22 protein-coding genes and 2 pseudogenes are annotated in these 26,865 nt (G+C 48.4%); 9 read left to right on the forward strand and 15 right to left on the reverse strand.

What is annotated here, in order from left to right; translation table 11 throughout:
• Positions 1-124 precede the first annotated feature (124 nt).
• Complete coding sequence (locus AAC052_RS19980; RefSeq protein ID WP_339815207.1) at positions 125-658, forward strand: NAD(P)H-dependent oxidoreductase; 534 nt, start codon at positions 125-127, stop codon at positions 656-658.
• Positions 659-857: 199 nt separating this feature from the next.
• Here the strand turns inward: AAC052_RS19980 and ftsZ are convergent, their stop codons facing one another.
• The 12 genes from ftsZ to mraZ form a co-directional block, all read right to left on the reverse strand.
• The gene (ftsZ, locus tag AAC052_RS19985; protein WP_339815208.1) at positions 858-2,432 is read right to left on the reverse strand and encodes a cell division protein FtsZ; all 1,575 of its coding nucleotides are present in this window, start codon (positions 2,430-2,432) and stop codon (positions 858-860) included.
• Positions 2,433-2,498: 66 nt separating this feature from the next.
• The gene (gene ftsA / locus AAC052_RS19990; RefSeq protein WP_317487706.1) at positions 2,499-3,812 is read right to left on the reverse strand and encodes a cell division protein FtsA; all 1,314 of its coding nucleotides are present in this window, start codon (positions 3,810-3,812) and stop codon (positions 2,499-2,501) included.
• A 7-nt stretch (positions 3,813-3,819) separates the two neighbouring features.
• Positions 3,820-4,581, reverse strand: a complete 762-nt coding sequence (locus AAC052_RS19995) for a cell division protein FtsQ/DivIB (protein ID WP_317487707.1) — start codon at positions 4,579-4,581, stop codon at positions 3,820-3,822.
• Positions 4,571-7,081, reverse strand: a complete 2,511-nt coding sequence (gene murC / locus AAC052_RS20000) for a UDP-N-acetylmuramate--L-alanine ligase (protein ID WP_339815209.1) — start codon at positions 7,079-7,081, stop codon at positions 4,571-4,573. The genes AAC052_RS19995 and murC overlap by 11 nt, the downstream gene beginning before the upstream one ends.
• 1 nt (position 7,082) lies before the next feature.
• On the reverse strand, positions 7,083-8,249 hold the full coding sequence (locus AAC052_RS20005) for an FtsW/RodA/SpoVE family cell cycle protein (protein WP_317487709.1): 1,167 nt from the start codon (positions 8,247-8,249) through the stop codon (positions 7,083-7,085).
• Positions 8,246-9,625 (reverse strand): UDP-N-acetylmuramoyl-L-alanine--D-glutamate ligase, encoded by a 1,380-nt coding sequence (murD, locus tag AAC052_RS20010; protein ID WP_339815210.1) that lies wholly within the window; start codon positions 9,623-9,625, stop codon positions 8,246-8,248. The genes AAC052_RS20005 and murD overlap by 4 nt, the downstream gene beginning before the upstream one ends.
• Position 9,626: 1 nt before the next feature.
• Entirely contained in the window at positions 9,627-10,826 is a 1,200-nt protein-coding gene (gene mraY / locus AAC052_RS20015) for a phospho-N-acetylmuramoyl-pentapeptide-transferase (RefSeq protein WP_339815211.1), read from the reverse strand.
• Positions 10,827-10,832: 6 nt separating this feature from the next.
• Positions 10,833-12,296, reverse strand: coding sequence for a UDP-N-acetylmuramoyl-L-alanyl-D-glutamate--2,6-diaminopimelate ligase (locus tag AAC052_RS20020; RefSeq protein WP_339815213.1), 1,464 nt, complete (start codon positions 12,294-12,296; stop codon positions 10,833-10,835).
• Entirely contained in the window at positions 12,297-14,396 is a 2,100-nt protein-coding gene (locus AAC052_RS20025) for a penicillin-binding protein (RefSeq protein ID WP_317487713.1), read from the reverse strand.
• A complete protein-coding gene (locus tag AAC052_RS20030) occupies positions 14,393-14,779 on the reverse strand; it encodes an FtsL-like putative cell division protein (protein ID WP_317487714.1) in 387 nt (128 codons plus the stop codon). The genes AAC052_RS20025 and AAC052_RS20030 overlap by 4 nt, the downstream gene beginning before the upstream one ends.
• Before the next feature lie 7 nt (positions 14,780-14,786).
• Complete coding sequence (gene rsmH / locus AAC052_RS20035; protein ID WP_339815214.1) at positions 14,787-15,698, reverse strand: 16S rRNA (cytosine(1402)-N(4))-methyltransferase RsmH; 912 nt, start codon at positions 15,696-15,698, stop codon at positions 14,787-14,789.
• 11 nt (positions 15,699-15,709) lie between these two features.
• Positions 15,710-16,177 (reverse strand): division/cell wall cluster transcriptional repressor MraZ, encoded by a 468-nt coding sequence (gene mraZ, locus AAC052_RS20040; protein WP_152000733.1) that lies wholly within the window; start codon positions 16,175-16,177, stop codon positions 15,710-15,712.
• Positions 16,178-16,387: 210 nt separating this feature from the next.
• On the opposite strand from mraZ, the gene AAC052_RS20045 reads away from it, so the two are divergent.
• The 7 genes from AAC052_RS20045 to AAC052_RS20075 all read left to right on the forward strand — a co-directional run bounded on the left by AAC052_RS20045 (position 16,388) and on the right by AAC052_RS20075 (position 20,166).
• Complete coding sequence (locus AAC052_RS20045; protein ID WP_339815215.1) at positions 16,388-16,528, forward strand: hypothetical protein; 141 nt, start codon at positions 16,388-16,390, stop codon at positions 16,526-16,528.
• 94 nt (positions 16,529-16,622) lie between these two features.
• Positions 16,623-17,045, forward strand: a complete 423-nt coding sequence (locus AAC052_RS20050) for an alkaline phosphatase family protein (RefSeq protein WP_339815217.1) — start codon at positions 16,623-16,625, stop codon at positions 17,043-17,045.
• Entirely contained in the window at positions 17,045-17,842 is a 798-nt protein-coding gene (locus AAC052_RS20055) for an alkaline phosphatase family protein (RefSeq protein ID WP_339815218.1), read from the forward strand. Before AAC052_RS20050 ends, AAC052_RS20055 begins: the two co-directional genes overlap by 1 nt.
• A 217-nt stretch (positions 17,843-18,059) precedes the next feature.
• Positions 18,060-18,746 (forward strand): hypothetical protein, encoded by a 687-nt coding sequence (locus AAC052_RS20060; RefSeq protein WP_339815219.1) that lies wholly within the window; start codon positions 18,060-18,062, stop codon positions 18,744-18,746.
• Between the two features lie 36 nt (positions 18,747-18,782).
• The gene (locus AAC052_RS20065) at positions 18,783-19,334 is read left to right on the forward strand and encodes a hypothetical protein (protein WP_339815220.1); all 552 of its coding nucleotides are present in this window, start codon (positions 18,783-18,785) and stop codon (positions 19,332-19,334) included.
• A gap of 207 nt (positions 19,335-19,541) precedes the next feature.
• A complete protein-coding gene (locus tag AAC052_RS20070; protein WP_339815221.1) occupies positions 19,542-19,880 on the forward strand; it encodes a type II toxin-antitoxin system RelE/ParE family toxin in 339 nt (112 codons plus the stop codon).
• Complete coding sequence (locus tag AAC052_RS20075) at positions 19,867-20,166, forward strand: helix-turn-helix transcriptional regulator (RefSeq protein WP_339815222.1); 300 nt, start codon at positions 19,867-19,869, stop codon at positions 20,164-20,166. Before AAC052_RS20070 ends, AAC052_RS20075 begins: the two co-directional genes overlap by 14 nt.
• A 296-nt stretch (positions 20,167-20,462) precedes the next feature.
• On the opposite strand, the pseudogene AAC052_RS20080 reads toward AAC052_RS20075, so the two are convergent.
• The 3 genes and pseudogenes from AAC052_RS20080 to AAC052_RS20090 all read right to left on the reverse strand — a co-directional run bounded on the left by AAC052_RS20080 (position 20,463) and on the right by AAC052_RS20090 (position 24,806).
• Positions 20,463-21,340, reverse strand: a pseudogene (locus AAC052_RS20080) (alpha/beta hydrolase fold domain-containing protein).
• Between the two features lie 115 nt (positions 21,341-21,455).
• Positions 21,456-22,301: pseudogene (locus AAC052_RS20085) on the reverse strand (alpha/beta hydrolase-fold protein); the annotation flags it as partial.
• Positions 22,302-22,346: 45 nt separating this feature from the next.
• Positions 22,347-24,806, reverse strand: a complete 2,460-nt coding sequence (locus tag AAC052_RS20090) for a glycoside hydrolase family 95 protein (protein WP_339815223.1) — start codon at positions 24,804-24,806, stop codon at positions 22,347-22,349.
• 305 nt (positions 24,807-25,111) lie between these two features.
• Here AAC052_RS20090 and AAC052_RS20095 point away from each other — a divergent pair, with 305 nt between their 5' ends.
• On the forward strand, positions 25,112-26,776 hold the full coding sequence (locus AAC052_RS20095; RefSeq protein WP_339815224.1) for a calcineurin-like phosphoesterase family protein: 1,665 nt from the start codon (positions 25,112-25,114) through the stop codon (positions 26,774-26,776).
• The last annotated feature ends 89 nt before the right edge of the window (positions 26,777-26,865 follow it).

Below are 26,865 nucleotides of genomic sequence, written 5' to 3' on the forward strand. Positions count from 1 at the left end.
CAGATTGATCCATTGTCCTTGATGCTGAGATAGTCGTGACGTGAGTCCTCTTCCCTTATTTTTCCTACCTTAGCTCCCGAAACTTTTCATTTGGTTCCTTGTTGTAAGGAAAACGAATCGACCATTGACCAACCCCATCACCATTATCGTCGGCACCAACAGGGAGCCCGCCAACTCCAGGCACATTGCCCAGCAGTATCTGGAGATACTTGCCTCCAAAGGTGCATTGGCATCCATCATCGATCTTGCTGGCCTGCCCGAAGACTTTATCTTCTCTGCTCTGTATAAAAACAATGGCAAAAACGAGGCGTTCAATCGCTTCCGCCAGCAAATGAAGGACTCGAAGAAGTTTGTGTTCCTGGTGCCGGAATACAACGGCTCTTACCCTGGGGTGCTTAAAGCCTTTATTGACGGCATGGAGTACCCTGGCACCTTCAGAGGGAAAAAGGCGGCCCTGGTTGGCCTCAGCTCCGGCGGACAGGGTGGCGGACTGGCTGTGTCACACTTCACCGATGTGCTCAACTACTGTGGCACTCATGTGCTGGCGTTTAAACCTAAGATGCCGTTTATAGAAAAGCACCTGGAAGGGCAGAAGATAACGAATAATGTTTACCTGAGGGACCTGGAACTGCAGGCCGAACAGTTGATTGGGTTTTGAGGGGCTTGACATGCACTTGGATTCTTCACACAATCGGGAATAAGGCAAGCATCCTCGCAATTACCGAAGAAGGGTTCTGTATCATGAAATCTGTAGAAAAATCGCCGTGCTCAGCCCCGACAAAGTCGGGGCATGAGACAGCTCACAAAAGTTAGACAGGAATAAAACCTTTGCAATTATTAACTGTAAAACAAAAAAACTAGTCCACGTTGTCGTGCAGGAAGCGATTGTTGCCCAAAATCTGATTGTCGTCATTCAAGTTAAACTTCGAAATCTTCCTTTCAGATGAATGGGGCACGTCCTGCAATTTGACTTTCTTCCTCATGTAAGCCGGCACTTCCAGCTTCTCTTTGAAAGAATCGCTATCCAGTGTCGCCGGGCTTTTCAGGTTCGCCAGCTTGCGTTCTCTTTCTTTCGCTTGCTCCCTTAGCTCCACTTTCTTGCTCATTTGATGTGCCGAACCTTCCAGCTCTTCAAGGTAAGCATCACCCGGGTCAAGGTCGCTGCCTTCCACTACCTCGTACTCTTCTCCGAATTCGAACAGCCCTTTATCATCGTCGTCCTTCTTCTTAGGAGTTGACGGAGGAGTGTCCTTCTTCTTGAAGTCAAAAACATAAGACCTTTCTTCGGCTTCAGCTTCGTCCTCTTGTCTTATTTCATCTTTCAGCTTCTTGATGACCGGTTCGGTGATTGGCCTTTCAGGCTTTTTAGGTTGCTGCTCAAAAAGGTCAATCTGTTTGGCTCTCTCCAGATCGTGTATTTTTTTCTCTGACTTCTCCTCAAGTATTTTTGAAATAGACGCCTGGTCAAAGCCTGTGGCTATGATGGTGACCCTGATGCAGTCGCCCAGCTCAGGGTCGACACCGTGGCCAAAGATCACTTCAGCGTCGTCGCCGGCGGCTTCCTGCATGTATTCGGTAATGGCAGTTAACTCATCCATTTGCAGCTCAGCCTGCTCGCCAGAAATGATGGAAAGCAAAATCTTCTGTGCACCAAGAATATTGGTATTGTTGAGCAGCGGCGACGAAATGGCTTCCTCAGCCGCACGAATAGCTCGGTTGTCGCCACTGGTCACAGCCGACCCCATAACAGCGGCTCCACTGTTCTTCATCACCGTCTTCACATCTTCAAAATCGACGTTCACATAGCCCGGCACAGTGATAATTTCCGCAATGCCTTTGGCAGCAGTGGTCAACACATTGTCGGCTTTGGAGAAAGCTTCAGAAATGGACTGATTGCCGTAAATCTCCCTCAGCTTGTCGTTGAGAATCACCAGCACGGTGTCGCAGTTTTCCTTCAGCGCTCTGATTCCCTCTTCAGCTTGCTGCGTCTTCTTTTTGCCTTCGAAAGCAAAGGGAGCCGTCACAATGCCAACCGTGAGTATGTCCAGTTCCCGGGCCACTTTGGCGATAACGGGAGCCGCACCAGTGCCTGTGCCACCGCCCATGCCTGCGGTGATAAATATCATGCGGGTGTCCTCACTCAAGAGCTCCCGAATATCTTCTTTACTCTCCAGCGCTGCGTTCTTTCCCTTTTCGGGGTTAGCACCTGCTCCAAGACCACTGGTCAGGTTGGCACCTATTTGCAGCTTGATGGGTACAGGACTGCTATTGAGCGCCTGAGAGTCGGTATTACAAATGACGAACTCAACGTCTTTGATACCCTGGTTAAACATGTGGTTGACAGCGTTGCTGCCACCGCCCCCAACGCCGATCACCTTAATGATCGACTTATGATGCTGGGGTAGATCGAACTTGTATGCGTTTCCTGTCATAACTATAGAAGTTGAGGTGTAGTCCTTTTGTCAGATGGCCCAAAGAAGCCCTCCGAAAAAAGCGACCTATTCCATTTTATCGTCAAAATCATCAATCAACATTTTCTTTGTCTTCTCCAGCATATTGTTGAAGAAGTTCTTTGGTACAGTCAAGTCCTTGCGGCTAATTGACTTCCCTTGCACCGGCTTGTGCAACGATTTCTCATTGTACCGGTTTTCACGCTCATCGAGGGCCCGGAAGCCACTCAACACCAAACCCACTGTGGTAGCATACATGGGGCTTTTCACTGTTTCCAGCTTGCCTTTGCCGAGGTGCTCGTTAGGATAACCTATTCTGCTATCCATGCCCGACATGTATTCAAATAACTGCTGCACACATGCCAGCTGGCTACCACCACCGGTAACCACAATGCCTCCTGCCAGCTTGTGCTGGAAGCCCGAGGTAATGATTTCGGTGTGCACCATTTCTATGATCTCTTCCATGCGGGCTTCGATCACATGCGCCAGGTTCTTCACAGAAATTTCCTTGGGAGCACGGTTTCTAAGGCCGGGAATTGAGATAATCTCATTAGGGTTTGCCTCTTCAGCGATGGCTTTTCCAAACTTGGTTTTCAATAACTCAGCCTGGTGTTCCATCACCATGCAGCCCTGCTTGATATCGGTCGTCAGTATGTTACCGCCGAAAGGAATTACTGCCGTGTGGCGAATGATATTGTCGTAGAAAATGGCGATGTCTGTGGTACCGCCGCCTATGTCGACCAGGCAAACGCCGGCTTCTTTCTCTTCTTCGCTGAGCACTGCCAGGCTTGACGCCAGCGGCTCGAGGATGAGGTTCTCGATCTCAAGACCTGCTCTGCGCACGCACTTATTGATGTTGTTAATAGCGTTCGTCTGTGCCGTGATCACGTGGAAGTCAGCTTCGAGCTTCACACCCGACATACCTACGGGATCTTTGATACCTTCCTCATAGTCGACGATGTAGTCCTGGGGCATCACGTGGATGATCTCGCTCCCTGGTGGGATCACGATCTTGTACATGTCGTTGGTCAGGCGATTCACGTCTTCCACGGTGATCTCATCGTCGTTGGACTGACGGGTGATCGACCCATGGTGGATAGAGCTGCGGATGTGCTGACCAGCAATGCCCACATTCACCACCCGGATGTCAATACCCGACTGCTCCTCTGCTTCAGCCACGGCCTTTTCTATGGCGCTCACCGTCTTGTCGATGTTGGTCACAATGCCACGGATCACCCCGTCGGAAACGGCCTTACCCATGCCCATCACTTCGAGCTTTCCATATTCATTTTTACGGCCGACAATGGCACATATCTTGGTGGTGCCTATGTCGAGGCCAACAATAATTTTATCGTTTTGCATAGGAGTATTATTCACAGACGATTTGGTCTTTATATTTCACGTTCACTTTTTCGTAGGTATTCCAGCCTTTTTCGGGCAGGATTTTGGTATAGAAAATATGGAGTTTACTGAACTTGGTTTCAATGTCCTCCGCTTTTCCGAATTCGATATATTGCCTGGTCACCTGAGGGTAGAGTATCATTTCCCCTCTTTTGTCCATCGAAATCTCTGCTATTTGCGCTTTCCAGAACTTGCTTGCTTCCAGATAGCTCACCATTTCAAAGAGCCCTTTGCCCTGCTCGTCTTCCTCAATAGAAACTTTGTACTTTTTGGATGACGGTATTTTCACCAACACCACCCGGGCTGTGTAATTGTCCGAAAGAGGAATTACCTCCCCTGCATCGGTGATATAGGCACCAAAACCTCCGTTGTTGATGATTCTGGCAATAGGCTTTTTCTGCTTAATCTTCGCCTTTATATTGCCCCTCAAATCCCTGAACACCTCAGCCTCTTTCACAAAAGGGTGCTTCTCGATCTTCGTTTCAATATTCCTGAGGTTGATGTCACCAGCGAATGATCCCGTCAGCACTTCGTTGCCCGGAGCATTGATCAGCTTCCTGATGTCATTCTCGTGGATGAAATAATTTCCCTGGCTATAGTCGATGTCGATATAGACTTCGCTGAAAGGCTTGTCCATTTGCTTTTTGCTAACAAACCCAATCAGTACGAACAGCAGGATGGCACCTGCCACGAAATACACGCCTCTCTTTATTTTTATTTTACGCAGCATAGCTCTTCGTCTTTAAAATTTCCGCCAGCGGCTTTACCATTTTATCAATATCACCTGCTCCTATCGTGAGCAGTACTTCCGGATCGTGGCTCTTCGTCCACGCCAGTAATTCGTCCTTGCTAATCACCTGCTTCCTGGAATGCGAGATTTTGGAAGCAATCATTTCAGCATCTACCCCAGCTATGGGCTTCTCCCTTGCCGGATAAATCGGCAGCAGAATCACCTCGTCGGCCATGGAAAGGCTTTCGGCAAAACCATCAGCAAAATCCCTGGTGCGGGTGTACAAATGCGGCTGAAAAACGGCCGTTAGCTCTTTGGAAGGATACAATTCCCTCACCGAACGAAGGAACTGCCGGATTTCCTCAGGGTGATGCGCATAGTCGTCGATGAAGACATGGTGATCATCTTTCAGAATGCTCTCAAATCTGCGTTTCACTCCTTTGTAGCTGGCCACTCCCTGCCTGATGGCTTTTTCATCGATGCCCAATTGCAAGGCCACACCTATAGCGGCCGTCATGTTCTCCACATTGTGGAAACCAGGCACCTGAAGCCTTAGGTCAGAAATTTTGCCTTCGGGATATACCATGTCAAAGGCAAACTGACCGTCGACTACCTTCACATTTTCAGGACGGTAATCAAATGACTCACCATAATGATTTACAGACGCTCTGCGGGCAGGTAAAGTAAGTGTTTGCTGCAGCTTACCCTGGAGGAAGATGCTTCCAGAAGGGATTACCTGCCCGGCAAAAGCGCTGTATGTTTTTATCATTTCTTCGGCTGATCCGTAAATGTCCAGGTGATCCGGATCGACCGAAGTTATTACTGCTATGTTGGGATGAAGGCGCAGGAAGGACCTGTCGAACTCATCGGCTTCCGCCACCAAAAGCGACTCAGGGTCGTCAGAAAGCAGCAAGTTGCTGTTGTAGTTGGCTGTGATACCCCCAATAAATGCTTCCACCGGCTTGCCAGCCGACTTCAGCAAATGAGCGATCATGGAGGACGTGGTCGTCTTTCCATGTGTGCCTGCCACCGCAATGGTGAACTTGCTTTTGGAAATTAGTCCAAGCACTTCCGACCTCTTCTTGATGTCAAAGCCCTCTGCTTTGAAGTAAGCCCACTCAGTATGATCAGCCGGAATGGCTGGTGTCAACACCACCAGGGTCTTTGCTTTGTCGGCCTTGAAGCTGTCAGGAATCAGGGAGACATCATCCGTAAAGTGAATGTCGATGCCCTCTTTCTTCAACTCGTCGGTTAGTGCTGTGGAGGTAAGGTCGTAGCCCACTACCTTTTTACCCTGATTATTGAACCAGCGGGCCAATGCACTCATACCAATACCACCAATCCCGAGGAAGTAAACATTGTCGATATTCCCAAAAGGGCGGCTTTCGGTTGCACCCAGTAGCTCCGCCAGCTGATCCACGATGTCTTCTGTAGCAGCAGGCCTGGCCATTGTTTTGATGTTTGCTGAAAGCTTTAGCTGCTTTTCTTTGTCTTTTAAAAGGGTCAGTACCCCCTGTACCAGTTGTTTCCTGGCGTCGATATCTTTAATGGCGATGGCAGCATCTTTCTTGACAAGCGCCATAGCATTGCTTGTTTGATGATCTTCCGCCACATTGGGCGAAGGCACAAAAATGACAGGCTTGCCTACCACGCAGAGCTCTGAAATTGACAGCGCTCCGGCTCGTGAAATGACCACATCGGCAGCAGCATAAGCTTTGTCCATTTCTTTGATGAACTCGAGCAGCACAATGCCGGTCATGTCCAGCGCTGCCGTTTGCTGCTTCATTTGCTCGTAGTAGAAACGGCCACATTGCCATAGCACCTGAACGCCTGCCTTTTGGAATTCGGCCAGCCCTGCAAGCACACTTTCATTCAAAGTTTTAGCGCCAAGGCTGCCTCCAAATACGAGCACCACCGGTTTTGTAGCATCAAGTCCGTAGAAGGAAGCGGTAATCGCCTTTGTAATATTTCCAGCAGTGATGTCCTTTCTGATGGGGTTGCCAGTAATGGTCAGGTTCTCTTTAGGAAAGAACTTCTCCATGCCCTCGTAGGCCACACATATTTTCTGCACCCTTTTGGCCAACCACTTATTGGTGAGGCCTGCATAGGAATTCTGCTCCTGAATCAGCGATGGAATGCCTTTGGAAGTGGCAGCATACAACAAGGGCCCGCTGGCATAACCGCCTACGCCCACCACCACATCAGGCTTGAAGTCGTTGATGATTTTCCTGGATTTCCATACACTGGAAATGACCTTGAAAGGAAACATGAGGTTGCTGACAGAGAGGCTGCGCTGCAATCCACTGATCCAAAGACCAATGATCTTGAAGCCCGCTTCAGGCACCCGCTGCATTTCCATTTTCCCTTCAGCACCCACAAAGAGGATATCAGCATCGGGGAATCGCTCCCTGAAAGCAGTACCAATAGCGACTGCCGGGAAGATATGTCCCCCGGTGCCTCCTCCACTGATAATGATCCGATATGCTCCTGTCTTTGTCATATTACGCCATTGCGGCTACTTTTCTTTTTCCGTTTCCTTTCACATCGCTGGGGAACTCATCCAATTCTCCCCTGCTCACACTCAATATGATGCCTATGGAAATCCCCATAAACAGTTGGGATGTACCACCCATACTCACCAGCGGCAACGGCAGACCGGTAATTGGCCCAAGCCCCACGGCTACGCCCATATTGATGAAGGCCTGCATGACCAGCGCAAAGCTCAGGGCTGCACTCAGCAAGCCACCGTAGGCCCGCTCACTTTGCATAAACACGATCATGCCCCGGTAGAGCAGCGCCAGATAAAGCAGGATTACCGCCACTCCCCCTATCATGCCATACTCCTCGATGATAATGGCGTAGATAAAGTCAGAATACGGGTGAGGTAGAAAATTTCTTTGGTCACTCTGTCCTGGTCCTTTGCCCACAATGCCTCCACTGGCCACAGCGATGTAAGACTGCTGTGCCTGGAAGGGTAGTGATGATTCATCATCAGAAAGGAAGGACTGCACCCGGCTGATTACAGTTTGGCCCCTTTGGCCCAGGGTTAGCGCCACGGCTCCGGAGAGCGCACCAATCATAACCAGCATGGCCAGGTATTTCACTGGCACACGGCCAATGAACATCAGCAGCATGCAGGTGGCGAAAATCAATACCGCTGTAGAGAAGTTGGACATGGCGATCAGACCACAAATGACACCACACCACAGCAGGATGGGGATCAGCGATTCCTTAAGCTCTTCTTCACTCTGCTGCCGCTTCGACAGAATGCTGGCAATGGTGACAAACAAAGCCAGCTTGGCCAAATCAGATGGCTGGAAAGCCTGGTTGATAACTGGAATGGTTAACCACCGGGAAGCCTCGTTCATCGTGTTTCCGAACAGGTAGGTGATCATCAGCAACGGCACCGACACCCATAGAGCGAGCTTTGAAAGCTTCGAATAGTACCTGTAGTCAATCTTATGCGCACCCCAAATGGCCACAAGACTGAGTATGGTCAAAACAGAGTGCTTCATCAGGTAATACTCAGTATCTCCACCCATTTTTGCATAGGCGAGCGTGCCGGTGGCGCTGTACACTACCAGGATGCTGAGTACCGATAAAGCAAGCACGATGGCCCAAATGATGGGGTCGCCTTTAAGATTATTCTCTATCCATTCCTTTATCATACGCTTTGCCCCCTTCCTACATGATTTTTTAATTGGACAACTGCATCTTTGAACTGCTCACCACGGTCTTCGTAGTTTCTGAACAGGTCGAAGCTGGCGCAAGCCGGTGACAACAGCACCACATCGCCCGGGGCCGACAAGTCTGCACCCCAGCGGGCAGCATCATTTACCGATTGTGTCTGCCTGATAGAAGCCACTTTGCCGGTGAAGTAGTCCGTCAGTTTGGTATTGTCTTTTCCCAAACAGATGAGGGCTTTCACCTTTTCCTTTACCAGCGACTCTATGCGGTCATAGTCGTTGCCTTTGTCGAGGCCACCGGCTATCCACACGATGGGCGCTTCGATGCCTTCCAGGGCATAGTACACAGAGTCTACGTTAGTGGCTTTGGAGTCGTTGATGAACAGCACGTCGTCTATGGTCGCTACTTTTTCCAGGCGGTGAGGCGCATTTTTGAAGGTTTTGAGTGCCTTCACCACCTTTTCCATGGGGGCTTCCATAGTTAGCGTTGTCAAAACCGCCGCCATGGAATTCACCATGTTATGCTTGCCGATAAGCGACACCTGGTTAACAGGAATTTTATGCGATTTTTTCTTCGACTCGATATTGAATACCAGATGGTCTTCGTCGAGGAAAGCTCCATTTTTCACATTCTCAACCAAAGAGATAGCGAAAATAGAGGCTTCCACATTTCTTCGGGCGAGCTCTTCCTCAATAGGCCCCTTGTCGGCAAAGTAGATAAAGCACTCTTCATGGGTCATTTTCTCAATGATCCTGAATTTGCTGTTGACATATTTCTGGAAGCTGTAGTCGTATCTGTCGAGATGGTCGGGCGTGATATTGAGCAAAATGGCCACGTCCGGCTTGAACGTATTCATTCCGTCGATCTGGAAGCTGCTCACTTCCAAAACGTAGATGTCAAAATTGTCTTTGATTACCTGACGAGCAAAGCTGTGGCCCACATTGCCTGCCAGCCCCACGTTATAACCTGCCTCCTTCAACAAATGGTAGGTAAGCAGCGTGGTGGTGGTCTTTCCGTTGGTGCCTGTAATGGCTATTTTCTTCGCCTTCGTATACCTCGAAGCGAATTCTATCTCGTCAATGATTTCAACACCCTTTTCCCTGGCCTTTTTTACAATATCTACCTTGTCGGCAATGCCTGGGCTCTTGATGATCAGGTCAGCTTCCAGGATTTGTTTGACTGTGTGCTTCCCTTCCTCAAACTGGATCCCGGCAGCATTGAGATCCTTGCGATAGCGTTCTTTCAGCACGCCGCCGTCAGACACAAACACATTGAATCCTTTGTGTTGCGCCAGCAAGGCCGCCCCTACTCCGCTCTCACCAGCACCTAAGATGACGATATTTTTCACTGCTTCCATCTTAGCGTAGTTTGAGGGTTACAAGTGAGAAAATGGCCAACAAAATGCCTATCGTCCAGAAGCGAGCTACTATCTTGGCTTCGTGGATACCCTTCTTCTGATAATGATGATGCAAAGGAGACATTAGGAAAACTCTCTTTCCTTCCCCGAATTTCTTTTTGGTATACTTGAAATAGCTTACCTGAATAACCACCGATAGGTTTTCCACTACAAAAATGCCGCACATGAAAGGGATCAGCAGCTCTTTTCTCACGATAATGGCCAACACAGCAATGATGCCGCCAAGGCTCAGGCTGCCCGTGTCGCCCATGAATACCTGTGCGGGATAGGCATTGTACCACAAAAAGCCTATGCAGGCTCCTACCAGGGCGGTGCAGAAAATCACCAGCTCGCCGGAGTTGGGAATGAACATCACATTCAGGTACTGAGAAAAAGTGACGTTGCCGGAAACGTAAGCGAAAATGGCAAGGGTGAGGGCGATGATGGCAGACGTGCCAGCTGCGAGACCGTCGACACCATCGGTGATGTTGGCACCGTTGGAAACGGACGTAAAGATAAACACGACCAACAGCACATAAAGCACCCAATCAAACTGACCGAGGAATCCAAATAGTGAGTGGTAGTCAAGTTCATTGTCTTTAATAAATGGAATGGTCGTTATCAACGCCTTCACATCGCTGAACGAAGAAATAATTTGACCATTCACTGACTTATAGGTGAACTCACGGACAGTTACGTCGTCGTTAAACACCAAGACCAGGCCTACAAGCAGGCCTACGCTTACCTGGCCGATGATCTTGAATTTGCCTGCCAGTCCGTCTTTGTTTTTCTTTTTGAGCTTAAGGTAGTCGTCCAAAAAGCCAATTGATCCCATGCTGATGGCTGTAACCAGCATGAGTATGATGTAAATATTTTCCAGTTGAGCGAACAGCAATGTGGGAACAACGATGGCCATGATGATGATGATGCCTCCCATGGTTGGCGTGCCTTTCTTCTCCATTTGCCCCTGCAGGCCCAGGTCTCTGATTTCTTCGCCCAGTTGGTATTTGCGAAGCATGCCGATAAGGTACTTGCCAAAGGTGACCGTGATTAGCAGAGAAATGAGCGCAGCCATGCCAGCCCTGAAGGAAATGAAGCGAAAAACGCTTGCACCCATCAGGTTGAACTCACTCTCCAGATAATCAAACAAGTAATACAGCATACTTGGCTATTCACTAAAAGCTTTTAAAACCTCGGTTACTACTTTTTTATCATCAAAAGGGTGCTTCACACCCTGGATCTCCTGGTACGTTTCGTGCCCTTTGCCCGCCACCAGCACAATGTCTCCCGGACTTGAGATGCTAATCGCTGTTTTGATAGCCTCTTTCCGGTCCGGCACGACCAGCGTTTTTCGGTAGTTGCTTGGGCCTACACCCGTTTGCATGTCTTTAATGATCTCCATGGGATCCTCAAACCTCGGGTTGTCCGATGTAAGGATCACCTTGTCGCTCAGCTGGCAGGAAATGGAAGCCATGAGCGGCCGTTTGGTCTTGTCACGGTTGCCACCGCAGCCTACCACCGTTACCACGGTTTCGTTACCCGTGCGAAAGCTCTTGATTGTCTTTAGCACATTCTCCAGCGCATCGGGTGTATGGGCATAATCCACAATCGCCACAATCCCACTGGTGGAAGGCACCAGTTGGAACCTCCCTCTCGCCGGATCCACATCAGAGAGTTGTGTGAGCACTTCCTCCATAGGCTCATCGAGCAATACGGCAGTGCCGTAAACAGCCAGCAGGTTGTAGGCATTGAAGTCGCCTACCAGCTTGAACCATACGTCTATATTGTCGATCTGCAGCTCGAGGCCCTGAATGGAATTGCTCAAAATCTTTGCCCTGAAGTCACTCATGTGCTTCAGTGAGTAGCTCTTTTTTACGGCCTTTGTGTTTTGGAGCATGATAGCTCCCCGCTTATCGTCTTCATTTACCAGGGCAAATGCCGATGACGGAAGCCCATCAAACAGCATCTTCTTGGCTTTGATGTACTCATCAAAAGTGCCGTGGTAGTCGAGGTGGTCGTGGCTGATATTGGTAAACACCGCACCGGCAAACTGCAAACCGGCGACCCTGTGTTGCACAATGGCATGAGAGCTGGCTTCCATGAAGCAGTGTGTGCAGCCCTGGTCGGCCATTTCTTTCAACAGCCTGTTCAGCGCAATGGCGTCAGGCGTTGTATGTGTAGCCGGCAGCACTTCTTCGCCGATCTTGTTTTCTACGGTAGACAACAGCCCCGATTTGTAGCCCAACTTGCCAAACAATTGGTGAAGCAGGGTGACTGTCGTCGTTTTTCCATTAGTACCGGTTACTGCCACCAGCTTGAGCCTGGAAGACGGGTTGCCATAAAAATTGGAGGCGATAAAACCCAGCGCCCTGGCCGAGTTGTCGACCTTCACATAAGTAACTGTGTCGAGCAGCTTTGCTGGCAAGTCTTCACAAACCACCACGCTGGCTCCTTTGGTTATTGCCTGATCTATATATTGATGACCATCAGTTTGGGTTCCACGAACAGCAATAAATAAGCAGCCCTGCTTCGACTCTCTTGAGTCGAAGCAGATGCCGCCTAAGTCAGTATTCATATCACCTGCAACTGAGATTAGGTTAGTCTTGTATAATATGTCTTTTAACAGGGCCATTTAGCCTAGCTTGATTTTAATTTCACTTCCTTCCGAAACCCTTGTTCCGGCCATTCTCGACTGGCTCTCTACTCTACCATCACCTTCTATCCGCACCTTGAGACCCGCATTCTCCAAAACAAAGAGGGCGTCTCTCAAAGTCATTCCGGCTACATCAGGCACCAGGCCTTCTTTCACCTTGTTGGCCGTCCAGCCAATGCTCTTGCCCACAAGTCTCGTTTTCACCCATTCTTCGTCGTCGGCCATTTCATGGTTCGAAACGCCAAATTCATTGCAGATCATCGACAGTTCAGGCAGAAACCCAGCCCTTACCACAGGAAACACTTCCGTTTGATAGGCAACAGCGGGCTGGTACTCTTTGTGCACATCAATATCCTGCGAGTAGATTTTGTCAGCAATTTCCTTGAACACGGGCGCCGCCACATCACTACCATAAATCCGGTAGTTTTTCGGGTTGTCAATCACTACGATGCAGCTGTACTTAGGCGCATCGGCCGGAAAATAGCCAGCAAACGATGCGTAGTACTGGTTGACGTATTTCCCGTTGACATACTTCTTGGCAGTGCCTGTTTTGCCGGCGATTTTATAGTGTGTTCCATTGATGTTGGAAGCGGTGCCTCTTTCCACAACCCCCTCAAGGAGCTCTCTCAAATTCGCCAGCGTTTCTTTGGAGCAAATCCTTTTATTGATGACTCTGGGTTCAAATTCCTCCACCACCTTGTCAGCCTTGCGCACCGACCTTACTATAATAGGGGTGATCATTTTTCCATCATTGGCTACCGCATTGAACATGGTGAGTGTTTGCAGGGGCGTAAGCTTGAGCTCATAGCCATGCGAAATCCAGGGCAGTGAAATACCACTCCATGAAGAATCCGAAGGTGATTTTATGTAGGGCTTGCCTTCACCGGCCATTTGGAAGCCTAGTGGCTGGCCAACGCCCATTTCCTTTACGAAATCGATAAACTCGGATGGCTTTTTTCCAAAGTGCTCTACGACCAGCTTGGCAATACCAATATTGGAAGAAGATTCGAACACCTGCTTCACCGTGATGGTGCCGTATCCGCCAGGCTTATGGTCCTTCATTACCTGATTGTAGAACTTATACTCTCCGTTTCCTGTCTGTACTGTATCGGTCAGTTTCAGGTCGGTTTCTTCCAGCAGCGCCATCATAGAGGCCAGCTTGAAAGTAGAGCCTGGTTCTACGGCGCCCTGGCTACCTACAGCATAATTGTAGCGTTCCCAGTAGTTACCTTCGGGGTTCTTGCTGAGGTTCGACATGGCTTTGATCTCACCTGTTTTCACTTCCATCAACACTACACTGCCATAGTCGGCATTGTGATCGGTCAATGCGGCCAAAAGTGCCGACTCAGCAACATCCTGCAAATTGACATCTATGGTCGTTTCAATATCCAGCCCATCTTTGGCCTTTACTTCAGTGCCGTCGAATACGGGCCTCCAGCTGCCTGCCATCTTCTGGAAAAGTGCTTTCCCATCGACGCCACCAAGCTGGTTATTGAAGCTGTACTCCAAACCAACAGTCCCTTTTTCAGTTTCATCCACGCTACCGATGGTTCTGTAGCCCAGGGTAGAAAATGGATGGTATCTCTTTTCTACTTTCTCAAAAATGATTCCGCCCTTGTTTCTTCCTTCTCTGAAAATAGGCCACTCCTGAATTTTCTTCTTTTGCTGGTAGTTGATTTCAGCCCTGCTCAGCAAGAGGTATTGCCTCTTGTCTTTTCTGGCTTCGAGTATTCTGCGGCGGTATTCCTTCGCAGAGTTGTCTTTGAAAGTCTTTGACAGTAAATAGGCCAGTGAGTCAAGGTTCTTCTTGAGCAATTCATCGCTTGGCTGCGAAGGATCAAAGGCCACCTTGAAAAAAGGCAAAGAGGTGGCAAGCAGGCTGCCGTTGTCGGAATAGATATTGCCTCTGGTGGCTTTCACCGGCAAATAGCGAAGGCTGATTTGCTCTGCCATCTTATTCCACTTGTCGCCCTGAATGCGCTGTAAATAGAAAATACGGTATACCACCGCTCCTGCAAAAAGAACGACCAATAAAAAGGCCACCCGGACTCTCAGCAATATGGAGCTCTTTATATTCAATCTATTCGGCGTTTATACTCATCTTCTTTTACTACTATCTTATAAGGAGGTATTCTTGTCTCCTGTAATCCTACTTTCTTCACCTTTCTGGCCACTTCCGACTGCTTGCTTGCAAACATGTATTCAGATTTCAGCGTGGTGAAGTCTGCTCTCAGGTCTTCTACTTCGGCTTCCATGTTGTCAATCTTTCTGATCATCCGGTCAGAAAAATGCCTGTTACCTATGTAGATAATGCCCATGACAGTAATGAAAAGGGCATAAGGCGTAAAACGTGCCGGAAGCGTGTCGTCCAGCACACCTTCCAGTTTGAGCCAGCGGCTAAGCACCGCAAAGGGTCCTTTGCCACCGGGCTCACTTTTACTGTTTCTTACTCTATTTTCCATTTTCCTACTACTTCTTTTCTGCTATTCTCAGCTTGGCACTTCGTGCCCGGCTGTTCCTGGCGATTTCATCGTCACCAGCTACTATCGGCTTCCTGTTCACAGGCTCCAGCGGCCTGATCACATTGCCATAAAAGTCTTTCTCATCCTTCCCTTCAAAGTTGCCCTTGTTAATGAAGTTCTTGGCCAGTCTGTCTTCCAGCGAGTGGTACGACATCACCACCAGCCTTCCACCCGGCTTCAGCACTTCAGAACACTGCCCCAGCATTTCCTCCAGCACCTCCATCTCCTCGTTCACCTCCAGCCTGATGGCCTGAAACAGCTGAGCGAAAAACTTCGCTTCCTTGCCCCTGGGTGCGAACCTGGCGACCGCCTCCTTCAACTGCTCTATCGTCTCCAGGGGCTTGTTCACCCTGTAGGCCGTAATGGCCCTTGCTATCTTCATGGGCTGGTTCAGCTCTCCGTACATGCCGAAAATCTTCGCCAGATCCCTTTCTCCGTATTCATTCAGCACCTCTTTGGCCGACACCTCGCTGTTCACGTTCATGCGCATGTCGAGCGGGCCCTGAAAACGGGTACTGAAGCCTCTTTCGGGCACGTCAATCTGGTGCGACGAAATACCCAAATCGGCCAGAATACCATCCACCTCTGTTACGCCGTAGAACCTGAGGTACTTCTTCAGGTTGCGAAAATTGCTCGGCACAAATGTGAAAGAACGTTTGTCAAACCCTTCGGCATTGACTTTGGCATCAGCATCCTGATCAAATCCATATAAGTGTCCGGTGGTCAGCTTTTCCACTATCGCTCTCGAATGTCCGCCGCCGCCGAAAGTCACATCGACATAAATACCATCAGGTTGAATAGCCAACCCCTCCAGGCATTCTTTGAGCATCACCGGTATGTGGTAGTTTTCCTGGGCCATAGGCATGTGGATTATTCGTCCAGCAGCTTTTGCGCCAATTGAGAGTACTCTTCGGGATTGTTGATCAAATGCTTTTGATATACCCCAGGATCCCAAATCTCAATGCTGGATCCCACTCCTACCACCATCGCCTCCTTTTCAAGAGAAGCAAATTTCATAAAGGTCTTAGGGATTAGTATTCGGCCAGCACTGTCCATCTCTATCTGGGCGATGCTTCGGAAAAAATTCCGCTTCAAGGCCCTGTTCTCAGGAAGGAATTCATTGAGCGAAGAAATCTTCGACTGGATCTTTTTGAATTCACCCATTGGGTACAAGATCAGGTTAGGCTCAAATCCCATCCTCAGCACAAGCTCATTCGCCGGCTGACCGGGAGCAGACGCTCCGGGAGCTTCGGGAAGATTGACCTTAATGCGGGCTGGAAGAACCAGCCTGCCCTTGGCATCAATCTTACATTCGAATTCGCTAGTAAAGAATGACATAATGGATTACAGGAAAAACTACAGCAACACTTTCAACAAATGTAATAAAATTATGACACTTCCAACCACTCTCTCCCACTTTCTTACACTTTTCTGCCAAAAAGTAGAAAAATTCCCACTTTTACCCACTATCGACCACACAGTTTACCACCATGCGCATGTAATGAATGGGTGTCAAAGCGATAAAAAAGGCGAGAAACAGAAAATCAAATGCCTATTAACCAGCGAGATAAGGCTGGAATAATTGAAATGCCGGAAGAGCGAACGCAGGTTTGTGCCTACTGCTGGGTCACTAGAAACGAAGAAGAAAGTGGTGGGGGAAAGTGGGAGGCTCCGGCGACCATCGACTAAAAAATTGGCATTTGGCCGTTAACCGATGGTCAATTATTGCGGCAATTCACCGTTACTCTCCTTACCTTGTCACTCCACTATTCGCTGAGCTGATATGAAAAATTTGCTGGTCTTTCTAGTGTTCATCATGGCTTCGTCCGATGCTTTTTCTCAAAAAGTGGTGTTCGTCATTATCGACGGCGTGGAAGCGGAAGTCTTCGAAAGGGTTGCCACTCCCAACATGGACGCCATCGCCAAAACCGGCGGCTATACCCGTGCGTACGTGGGCGGAGAAAGAGGTGGCTATTCAGAGACGCCGACCATTTCAGCGCCGGGCTACAACAACCTCATTACCGGCACCTGGGGCAACAAGCACAACGTGTGGGGCAATAGTATCAAAGCGCCCAACTACAACTACTGGTCGGCTTTCAGGTTCTTGGAAGCGCTGGCGCCAGAAAAGGAAACGGCCATCTTTTCGACCTGGCTCGACAACCGCACCAAGCTGGTGGGCGAAGGGCTGGAAGCTGCGGGAATGTGATGATCGATTACCATTTCGATGGCTTCGAGGTAGATGAAAAGGCTTTTCCTCATGACAATGAGAGGCTGTTCATCCACAACATCGACGAGCATGTAGTGAATGAAGCCAGTCACTACATCAAAGAGAACGGCCCTGATTTCTCCTGGGTGTACCTGGAGTATACCGACGACATGGGCCATGCCCACGGCAACAGTGCAAAAACCGACGAAGCCATTCGCATGGCTGATGACCAGATGGGTAGCATCTGGGAAGCCATTCAGTATCGGCAAAAGGAAAAAGGCGAGGAATGGATGATCTTCATCACGACTGATCATGGACGCAGTGCAGAATCAGGTGGGAAGGACCATGGCGGGCAATCGGACAGGGAGCGCACTACGTGGATCGTAATGGGTGGCGGACAGCCCAATGTCTATTTCACCAAAGAGCAGAACGCCATTGTGGACATACTGCCGACTGCTTTGCGTTTTATGGGAATTGAGCCAACAAAAGAAAGGATGTATGAGTTGGACGGAGTGCCACTTTCAGGATCAGTGTCGGTTTACAACCCGGGTGCAATATTGGCAGACAACAAAATCAAAGTCACGTGGAAAGCCGCCGACAAAGCCGAGGAAGTGAAAATATTGCTAGCCACAACCAACAACTTTGAAACTGGCGGAACGGACACTTACACCGAAATAGGGTTAGTGAAGGCAGGTAAAGAAGCTTTTGAAATAGACCTGAAGAAGTACCCTTCTGACTTTTATAAAGTGGTGATAGAGGGGAAGTACAATGGTGTGGGGAGGTGGGTGAAGAGGTAGGCGATGCCCTTTTCACCACAATGTTTCATACGGTGCCCCAGACCGAACAAAGCAAGGGGTTATTCGAATATTATACGTATAATATCCGTTTACAAACGGATAACTTAGCTTTACGAAGGCTATTCAGCTATTTTGATAAATGATTTAAAAAATAGTTATAATTGGAGTATGGCTGGTAACTAGACTGAATTATTAGCGATTATCCCATGAAACGATTATGTACTTTAACTCTTCCAAACTTCCTGAACCAAAAAATGAATATGTAGCTTGGATTGATATTATGGGAACGAAGAACATAATGTCTGATTCTCTGAACATTTCTGCCAACTTCATTTTCAAGTTTCATTCAGCGATTCAGGCATCGAAGGATGCCGATGCCAAATACTATCCCTTAATGGACGGAGTTTTCATAACAACTGACAAACTCAGTGTTCTAAAAAGAGTAATAGCCGAAACTTTCACAAAATTGGCTGAACTTTTTAGTGCGGAACAGAACAACAGACACCGTTTCTTAATTAAAGGATCAATTTCGTTTGGCCCGATCATTCACGGTGAAAATGTACCAGCAGATGCCTGTTCCGACTTAGAGAAAGACCTAAACTATAAGAAAGCTATTCTTATGGGAACTCCGATGATTCAAGCTTATTCAATTGAGAAACTAGCGCCACCATTTGGAGTTTACATTCATGAATCGGCTCGAACATTTGCGGAAAAAGGAAAAGCAAGATTTTCAGGAAAATTTTATCAGTGGAGCAATACCACCTTCAATAGATCCGCCTTTCTAAAAGAGATTGAGAATTATTTCCAATGGACAAAAAAATACTCAAACGCCGTCGGGTTGGAGAAAGCCAAATCTGATTATTACTTGGAACTGGCCCAAGAATACTTCAACAAGTTTGAATAAATAAAGATGATTAACTAATAGCGAAAATAGAAATCTATGATTTGCAAATTCGGATCTTCTCTGTCATTGACCCTACTCGTTTCAGCTCTAACTCTAAAGGCACAAAACGATGTTTCTACTTCGGAATCATTGGAATGGATAAATTCAAAGATTTCTAACTACTCTATTGATGCAGTAATAACAGGAACAGTGGATATAACTGATAATGATGAGTTATTGGTCATTGATGTGCGGGGAAATTCTACTTCCAATTTGTACTACACCTTGCAAAAGATTAAGCTGTCAGAAATTTACAGCATAAACCTTCGGAATGAATCAGATTATGTGGCAATTGATCTAATACCCAAAGTGGGACAAAGTGTAGAAATCCGTGATTTTATTACAGAACAAAACAATCTTCCAATTGCAGAAATCAGAAATAATTTGGCAGAATCCTTATTTACCAACCAAGCATCTGGAAAACTCACAAAGCTTCAAATATCATTAAGGAGTAGTTCTAGAGATCAAGACATAGGATCAAGAATTATAAAAGCTTTTAAGCAAATTCTTTCCATCAAAAATATCTCTTTGCCTGATGAGAAATTCTAAATACAGCAAATCGCCAATCGAGTAGACTGCCGATGAGCGGTTAAGCTCTCTCATCGGCGGGCTAATTGTTAGTAGAAGCGAAACTGCATAAAACTGCCACACTCATTTTACTGCGGCGTTATGCTTCATGTATGACAGCATAGAAAACCTACCCACCCCAAACTTACCTGACTTGGAATAAGTTACCTGATTAGCTAACTTTACTGAATGGATGACGTTAGAAAGGTTATAATCTTTGGCGAACATTTTTGGGAGTTCTACAACGGACAAACCCCTAAGATCAAAGAAAGGATTAACTGGACAATCAAGCTGATAAAAAGCGTTGAACGTGTCCCAACGAAATATCTAAAGAACATTACTGGAACTACGTTATATGAGATGCGAATGATCTCGGGAACGAACATCTACCGAATATTTTGCTTTTTCGACAAAGGTAAATTAGTGGTAGTCTTAAACGGGTTTCAGAAGAAGACTCAGAAAACTCCAAAGAATGAAATTATGCTAGCTAAAAAGCTACAAAAACAATATTACGATGAGCAGAACTAAAATTGTAGACTTTGATGATCACCTTGACTCGGAGTATGGCAAACGAGGTGCGAAAACAAGGGAAGCTTTCGAAGAGGGTTTTGAGGCTTTTCGCTTAGGAATTATGCTTCAGGAACTTCGTAAGAATCAGGGGATGACCCAGGAACAACTGGCTCAGAAGTGCGGAACAACTAAAACGTATATTTCAAGAATTGAGAACAACGCCAGTGATATCCGGCTTTCAACTCTTATGCGAATAATAAGAGACGGGCTTGGCGGTCACTTAAAACTCAATGTCGAAATATAAACACGGAGGTTCAATACACCTATGGTGCAGTAAATGAATTACAGGGCTGCACATATTCCGTGACGTTCCAGTCTATAATAGTCAGGGAATCATGAGTGCATCACAACCCGTTTCTAAAACTTCGCCCGAACAACCGCATCGGTTGATTAGAAGAGAATTTCCTGAAACTCCTGAACTTACGGTAATTAAACTCAGGGAGGGAATCAGCGATACTGAACAGGGTGGACGAAGAATTTAGGCAGCCGTTCTCAGGCTGACTGGATATGAGGAGTTTCCAGCCTACGCCAATTTACTGGTCACTTCGCAGCTTTGGCCGTAAGAAAACTATTGACATCAAGCCAGTGTATAAAGGCGTCAAACCAGCGGTTACTGGTTCGGTTGGGATTGCCAAGACCGAAACCATGGCCGCCGTTCTGGTAAAGGTGAAACTCCACAGGTATGCCCGCTTTGTACCAGGAGTCAATCACGCCAAACTGACCACGGAAAAGAAAATCATCGGTGGCGATCACATTGAACATCGGCGGAGCGTTTTTCGGCACCTCCACGGAACCCATACCGCCGTAGATCGGGCCGATGAAGGCCAGTTTCATCGTCTTGGAGTTAAGCGTGGAATGCATGGTAAGGCCGGCACCCGCCGAGAAGCCGATCATGCCTATCCTGTTAGTATCGACCCCCATTCCCTGGCTCGTTTCACGATCATGGCATAGGCGGCTTCGGCATCCTCAAGCTGATTGGAAAGGTCTTGCTGTGGTGGGCGGGCAGGCGCCGCTTCACCTGAAGCGTCGGAAGATGCAGCGGGGGCCGGGCGGGGGCGGTTCATCCAGGCTGTAAAGTCTTCCAGTGATTCTGGAGTCGGATGAAGCCTGTACTTGAGCACAAAAGCAGCAATTCCCTGCTTGGCCAGCGCCTCTGCCACTTCCCAGCCTTCGTTACCCATAGATAGCCACCTGAAGCCTCCACCTGGTGCCACTATCACAGCCGCACCGTTAGCTTTGCCCGGTTCGGGCAGAAAAGGTGTGAGGGTAGCTGTGGAGATGTTCCGTGCCATAGGGTCGCCCCACTGGCGGAACCAGGTTTCCTTGGCTGGCTGATCGTCAACACCTCCTGTGCCGAGCAGGATAGCTTTCGGCTCGGCTGGAGCGTCGAGTGGGTAGATGGTGCCGTCCTGCGCCATGGCTGATGCAGCAATGAAGAGGAAGACAACTGAAATGGCTTTTTTCGCCAGTATTGTACTTTTGGTAAGCATCATGGGGTAGTTAGTTAGTAGGTATGAAATATATTATTTACCAGGCGGACAGATCCACCGGCTTGAATATCAGTTGAGAAAACAGGTACAGGCCATTTTTCCAGACCTTAAAATCATGAACACCTGGCTCGATATAGTAGATGTGCGGAACATCATGCTGCACCAGGTAATCGTGCGTTCTTTCGCTGAACCTAATAAGATCGTCTTTGTCGCCGCAGGAAATCCAAAGCAGCTTCAGTTTGGCTTTCGCAGCCTCCGGATCAGGCACCAGCACTTCTGGCGCTTTGGTGTTTGGCGCCGACGAAAATCCACCCACCCAGGCAAATTTATCAAGGTTACCTAGTCCAAAGTTCAGCGACTGGCCTCCGCCCATCGACAGTCCGGCGATGGCCCTGTTTTCCCGGTCAGTTAGCACAGGATAATTTTTCTCCACAAACGGAATGAGGTCGTTGAGCAGGTCTTTCTCGAAGGTGGCAAACGCCTCCACCCTTGCCGGTTCAAACACATTGCCACCGGCACGGTCGTCTTTCATGGCCCGGCCGTTGGGCATCACCACAATCATAGGCTCCACTTTCTTGTCTTTGTAGAGGTTGTCCAGAATCACCTGCGGGCTTCCGCCATTCAACCACTCCTTTTCGTCACCGCCAATGCCATGCAGTAGATACAAAACAGGATACTTTTTCTTCTTTGAGTATCCTGGCGGTGTATAAATCAACACCCGCCGGTCGTTACCCACCGTTTTGGAGGGGTACATCACAGAATCAATTTTCCCATGCGGTATGGCTGCCTGTACGGCATCAAAGCCAACCGGAATCTGTTTGATAGTTTCCTGTGCAACGGCACAACGGCAAAGGACTAATACTGCGAAGAGAATCACTGGTTTTTTCATGAAGTAGGTTTAACTGCTCACTTTTATATGTAGAATATCTTCAACTCATTTTTCAGCAACCATGTTATACAATTGGCCTTTCCGAGTAGGCAGATCGTACAAAACGGTAGCTCGCAGCTGCGGTGGCAACACCTCAACCTTAGAAGAGATGATCGGCGTTAAAATCTCATCTGTTTGATAAAACAGATTTTCATTTTTTCCTGATGCCTGCGCCAGCAAATTTCCATCCGACAACTTTAAAGCATTTGGTACACGCAGGCGAAGGTTGCCGCCAAGGTTCGACTGAACGACCAGCTTTACCAGCTTTCCCTCCTTCCACTGCATGTCCACAATTTCAAAGCCTCCTCTTGCCCGTAATCCGCTGACACTGCCGCTTGGCCAAACGTCTGGAAGGGCAGGCAAAAGGTGCACTGATCCGTCGGCACTTTGCATCAGCATCTCCGCAATACCAGACGTGCATCCAAAATTGCCGTCGATTTGGAAGGGTGGATGCGCATCAAAAAGGTTGTTGTAAGAACCTCCCCCACCGTTGTTGGTGCCCACTGGTGTGAGCTGATTTTGGATTAGTTTATACGCATGATTGCCATCCAGCAATCTCGCCCACCAGTTCACCTTCCAGCCCATGCTCCAGCCCGTAGAAATGTCACCCCGATGAACCAGTGTGGTGGTAGCGGCATTGTACAATTCAGGAGTTCGGTAGGGGGAAATCTGATTGGAAGGATACAGCCCATACAAATGTGAAATATGGCGATGCTTGTCGTTAGGGTCGTCGATGTCTTCCAGCCACTCCTGTAGCTGCCCATGCTGCCCCACATGCATGGGTGCCAGCCTGCTCCGCACCTGCCTGAGTGTGTCAACAAACGCTGCATCTTTTCCTAAAATATCAGCGGCCTGCATCGTCGAGTTGAATACATCGAACATGATTTGGTTGGTCATCGTTGTGCCAACGTCCAAAGACGACCCCTGATGTGCCAGCGGAGCATTCTCCGGCGACATGTCGGGATTTACCACCAGCCAGTGATACTCAGGATGTTCAACTAAAAAGTCGACATAAAAGGTGGCAGCACCCTTCATAGCGGGGTAAGCAGTAGCCAGATAGTCTTTATCTCCATTGTAGAGATAGTGTTCCCAAAGGTGCTGGCTTGTCCAGCCGCCGCCAGACACCCACATTCCCCAAAAGGCAGCATCGACCGCTCCGGTAGTTCTCCAGATATCGGTATTGTGATGGGCCATCCAGCCTCGGGCGCCATACATCACCTTTGCTGTTTCCTTGCCTGTTTCCGACAGCTCCTTAACCATTTGCAGGAAAGGTTCATGCAGCTCTGCCAGATTGGTCTTTTCAGCGGGCCAGTAGTTCATTTCGGCATTAATGTTAATCGTGTATTTGCTGTCCCATGGTGGCTTCATTTTGTTGTTCCATATGCCTTGAAGGTTGGCCGGCTGACCGCCCGGCTGCGAAGACGATATCAGCAAGTAGCGTCCGTATTGAAAGTAGAGGGTTGCAAATTGGGGATCGCTTACCGTATTGAAGTTTTTCAAGCGTTCATCAGTGGGCAACTCAGCAGCTTCTGTAGTACCCAGATCAAGTTTCACCCTGTTAAAATAAGCTTGGTAAGCTTTCACATGACCTTTCAGTATTGAATCGAACGACTTTGGATAAGCTTCCGTCATGTAAGAGCTGGCTCGTTGATTTTCATCACCACTGATGTCTTTGTAGCTGTTGAAGTTAGAAGCTATCGAAATGTAAATGGTGGCGGCGTCTGCCTCGGTCACTATTAGCGACGTATCATCTTGTGATAAGCTGCCTCCGTCGGCTTTGATACTGGTTATGCCTTTGAACTTGACTTTGCCTTCTACTCCTTCATGGTCAATGGTGGTGCCGGCAATTACCAGCTCCTTGTCTGGTGTTGTTTGAATGGTCGCCTTCGGCTGGAGGGTGGAATAGGAAGCTTTGAATGAAATACTCCTGGGCTTGTCGGCTGTCAGCCGAATTACTATCACCCGGTCGGGAAAAGAGGCCAGCACTTCCCGGGTGTAGGTAACAGCACCCACTCTATAAGACGTTTTCGCAACGGCTCTTTCCAGGTCTAGCTCACGATAATAATTAGTGAAGTTTTCGTGCCCCTCGAAGGTCAGATGCAGGTTACCCACCGGCTCAAACATTTGCCCATGCGATTTTTTGCTAATAATAGTTTTGTTGGCCAGCTGCTCTGCCTCCTTTTGCTTGCCTTCAAAAATGAGACGACGTATTTCGGGAAGAGCATCAAGTGCCAACGGATTGTCATTTCTGTTCGGGCCTCCGCTCCATACCGTGTGTTCGTTGAGTTGGATCGTCTCCTTCTCCACATTACCATACACCATGGCTCCAAGTCGGCCGTTTCCTACAGGGAGGGCATTTTCCCAGGTATCACCAGAGGGGCTTTTGTACCAAAGTTTAAGCCCCGCATCCTGAGCGAAGCCGGAGGAAAAAACCAAAGCGAGGACAATAGTCAATACTTTTTTCATAGGGAGCCAGTTGAATTTCTGCGCAAAAAAAAACCACGTGCGTGAGTCGCTTATGATTATTAGTGTCAAATTAACACTTTTTTTCTTTTGGCGAAGAAGATGGCGTGGGAACCTCTTATTTTTGAAAGTATTTTCTGCTGATTGTCAGGAACGCTGCCCGAGGGATGGAGGTCGGATAACAACCTGAAAAGGTAGGTGAGGAAGCAATATTGATAATAAAAGCGTAACATCCACTTCAGGGACGATGCACTAACTTTGACAGGTGCCCAGGGATAATTTGTTTCGATACCTAACCAACTTCCTCTATGAAACGTCAACTTCCTCATTTTAAAATAATACGCTACGGCCTTGTGTTGGCCATTTGTCTATCGGCGGGCACAGGCTTTACCGAATTGGCCGCCCAACCCTCCATAGCAAAAGGGACAGTCTATGTGGACGCTAATGAGAATGGCGTTTTCGATACTGGTGAAACAGGCATTGAGGGAGTGAAAGTTTCGAACGGAGTAGACGTGGTGAAAACCAACGCCGAAGGCCAGTACGAAATTGAGCTGCCAGCGGAGAGCATCCTGTTCATTTCCAAGCCTGCCAACTATCGGGTGCCGCTCAATGAAGTGCAACTGCCCCAATTTTATTACCGCCATTATCCAAAAGGCACACCCGCTGTAGCTGACTGGAAATGGTCGGTCATTGAGCCTACCGGCAACCTGCCTGAAGTGATCAATTTCCCCCTTCTGGAAGGCTCTGTACCTGACCATTTCAAAGCCATGGGCTTTGCGGATCCGCAAACCACCACCGACGAGGAACTCGACATGATGCGTAAAGACATCATCGATGCGCTTTTCGGCAACCCGTATGGGGCTGAATTTGGAATGGTCGCCGGAGACGTAGTGAATGACAACCTTGAGCTCTACGAACGCCACAATAGGCTGATGTCACAAATAGGTGTCCCCATGTGGAACGTGCCTGGCAACCACGACATCAACCGTGAGTCGCCAAACTATGAATACTCTACTCAGACCTACCGAAGTGTGTTTGGCCCAGACTACTATTCATTCGAATATGGCCAGGTGCATTTTCTGGCACTGAACAATATCGGTTTCAAGGGGCGAGGCAAAGGATACGAAGGACATATTGATGCCGACCAGATGGAATGGATCAAAAACGACCTGCAAGACGTAGCCACCGACAAGCTGATCATGGTAATCACCCACATTCCACTGCTGACCTACTCCGACAACCGAACCTTTCAAAAAGCCACCAACACCGATAATTTCAAAGAGCTATTGGGCCTCCTGGGCCGCTTTCAGTATGTGTACACCATTGCCGGCCATGATACCAGCAATAGCTGGAAAGTGGAGATCAATCACACCCATGGCTGGAAGGGTTATCCTTTCATCGCCCACACACTGGCAGAGGTAAGGGGCAGCGGCTGGGATTCAGGCCCAAGAGATGAGCGGGGTGTGCGACAGGCCACCATGGAGGACGGTAATCCCAACGGTTACTATATCTTCTATTTTGAAGGCAACAAGGTGAAACCCCAGTTTATTCCGGCAGGCGGCGACCCAACCGACAGGCTGAGAATTATGCTGGACCCTCAGCTTTCCCACTCCGACAGTTTATCACAAACTCATCCTCTCGGGTTTGACCGTGGAACGCAACCAGACAATATGTTACTGGTGGTCAACTTCTTTGATGGCGGTGAGCGTGACAAAGTCACCGTGTCGCTGGATGACCAGCCCCCCCTGCCGATGACTTACGCCGAGCGCACGGACCCTTTTTCCGAACATCAATACCAAAAATACAAAGACACAGACGACGCCTTCCCTGCCCCTGCCATCTCCTCCCATATCTGGCAGTATCCACTCCCTAAGCTGGCTCCGGGCATTCACGTGGCTGTTGTAAAGGCTGTGGATGAGTTTGGTTTTGAAGATGAGGAGGCTTTCACTTTTGAGATTACGAATGACAAATAATGGATATCTACGATGTTCTTGTCGGTTTATGAGGCAGAAACCAGGGTGGCACTAGCTAACTTTCTGAGTAGAAATAGCTTATATTTGAG

The organism is uncultured Imperialibacter sp. (assembly GCF_963974565.1).
In the GTDB taxonomy this organism is placed as follows: Bacteria; Bacteroidota; Bacteroidia; order Cytophagales; family Cyclobacteriaceae; genus Imperialibacter; species Imperialibacter roseus.

Bases quoted from the DNA above. Each gene is read 5' to 3' on its own strand.
- ftsZ (WP_339815208.1), bottom strand. From the start codon at position 2,432: ATGACAGGAAACGCATACAAGTTCGATCTACCCCAGCATCATAAGTCG.
- ftsA (WP_317487706.1), bottom strand. From the start codon at position 3,812: ATGCAAAACGATAAAATTATTGTTGGCCTCGACATAGGCACCACCAAG.
- AAC052_RS19995 (WP_317487707.1), bottom strand. From the start codon at position 4,581: ATGCTGCGTAAAATAAAAATAAAGAGAGGCGTGTATTTCGTGGCAGGT.
- murC (WP_339815209.1), bottom strand. From the start codon at position 7,081: ATGACAAAGACAGGAGCATATCGGATCATTATCAGTGGAGGAGGCACC.
- AAC052_RS20005 (WP_317487709.1), bottom strand. From the start codon at position 8,249: ATGATAAAGGAATGGATAGAGAATAATCTTAAAGGCGACCCCATCATT.
- murD (WP_339815210.1), bottom strand. From the start codon at position 9,625: ATGGAAGCAGTGAAAAATATCGTCATCTTAGGTGCTGGTGAGAGCGGA.
- mraY (WP_339815211.1), bottom strand. From the start codon at position 10,826: ATGCTGTATTACTTGTTTGATTATCTGGAGAGTGAGTTCAACCTGATG.
- AAC052_RS20020 (WP_339815213.1), bottom strand. From the start codon at position 12,296: ATGGCCCTGTTAAAAGACATATTATACAAGACTAACCTAATCTCAGTT.
- AAC052_RS20030 (WP_317487714.1), bottom strand. From the start codon at position 14,779: ATGGAAAATAGAGTAAGAAACAGTAAAAGTGAGCCCGGTGGCAAAGGA.
- rsmH (WP_339815214.1), bottom strand. From the start codon at position 15,698: ATGGCCCAGGAAAACTACCACATACCGGTGATGCTCAAAGAATGCCTG.
- mraZ (WP_152000733.1), bottom strand. From the start codon at position 16,177: ATGTCATTCTTTACTAGCGAATTCGAATGTAAGATTGATGCCAAGGGC.
- AAC052_RS20045 (WP_339815215.1), top strand. From the start codon at position 16,388: ATGCCTATTAACCAGCGAGATAAGGCTGGAATAATTGAAATGCCGGAA.
- AAC052_RS20050 (WP_339815217.1), top strand. From the start codon at position 16,623: ATGAAAAATTTGCTGGTCTTTCTAGTGTTCATCATGGCTTCGTCCGAT.
- AAC052_RS20055 (WP_339815218.1), top strand. From the start codon at position 17,045: ATGATCGATTACCATTTCGATGGCTTCGAGGTAGATGAAAAGGCTTTT.
- AAC052_RS20060 (WP_339815219.1), top strand. From the start codon at position 18,060: ATGTACTTTAACTCTTCCAAACTTCCTGAACCAAAAAATGAATATGTA.
- AAC052_RS20065 (WP_339815220.1), top strand. From the start codon at position 18,783: ATGATTTGCAAATTCGGATCTTCTCTGTCATTGACCCTACTCGTTTCA.
- AAC052_RS20070 (WP_339815221.1), top strand. From the start codon at position 19,542: ATGGATGACGTTAGAAAGGTTATAATCTTTGGCGAACATTTTTGGGAG.
- AAC052_RS20075 (WP_339815222.1), top strand. From the start codon at position 19,867: ATGAGCAGAACTAAAATTGTAGACTTTGATGATCACCTTGACTCGGAG.
- AAC052_RS20090 (WP_339815223.1), bottom strand. From the start codon at position 24,806: ATGAAAAAAGTATTGACTATTGTCCTCGCTTTGGTTTTTTCCTCCGGC.
- AAC052_RS20095 (WP_339815224.1), top strand. From the start codon at position 25,112: ATGAAACGTCAACTTCCTCATTTTAAAATAATACGCTACGGCCTTGTG.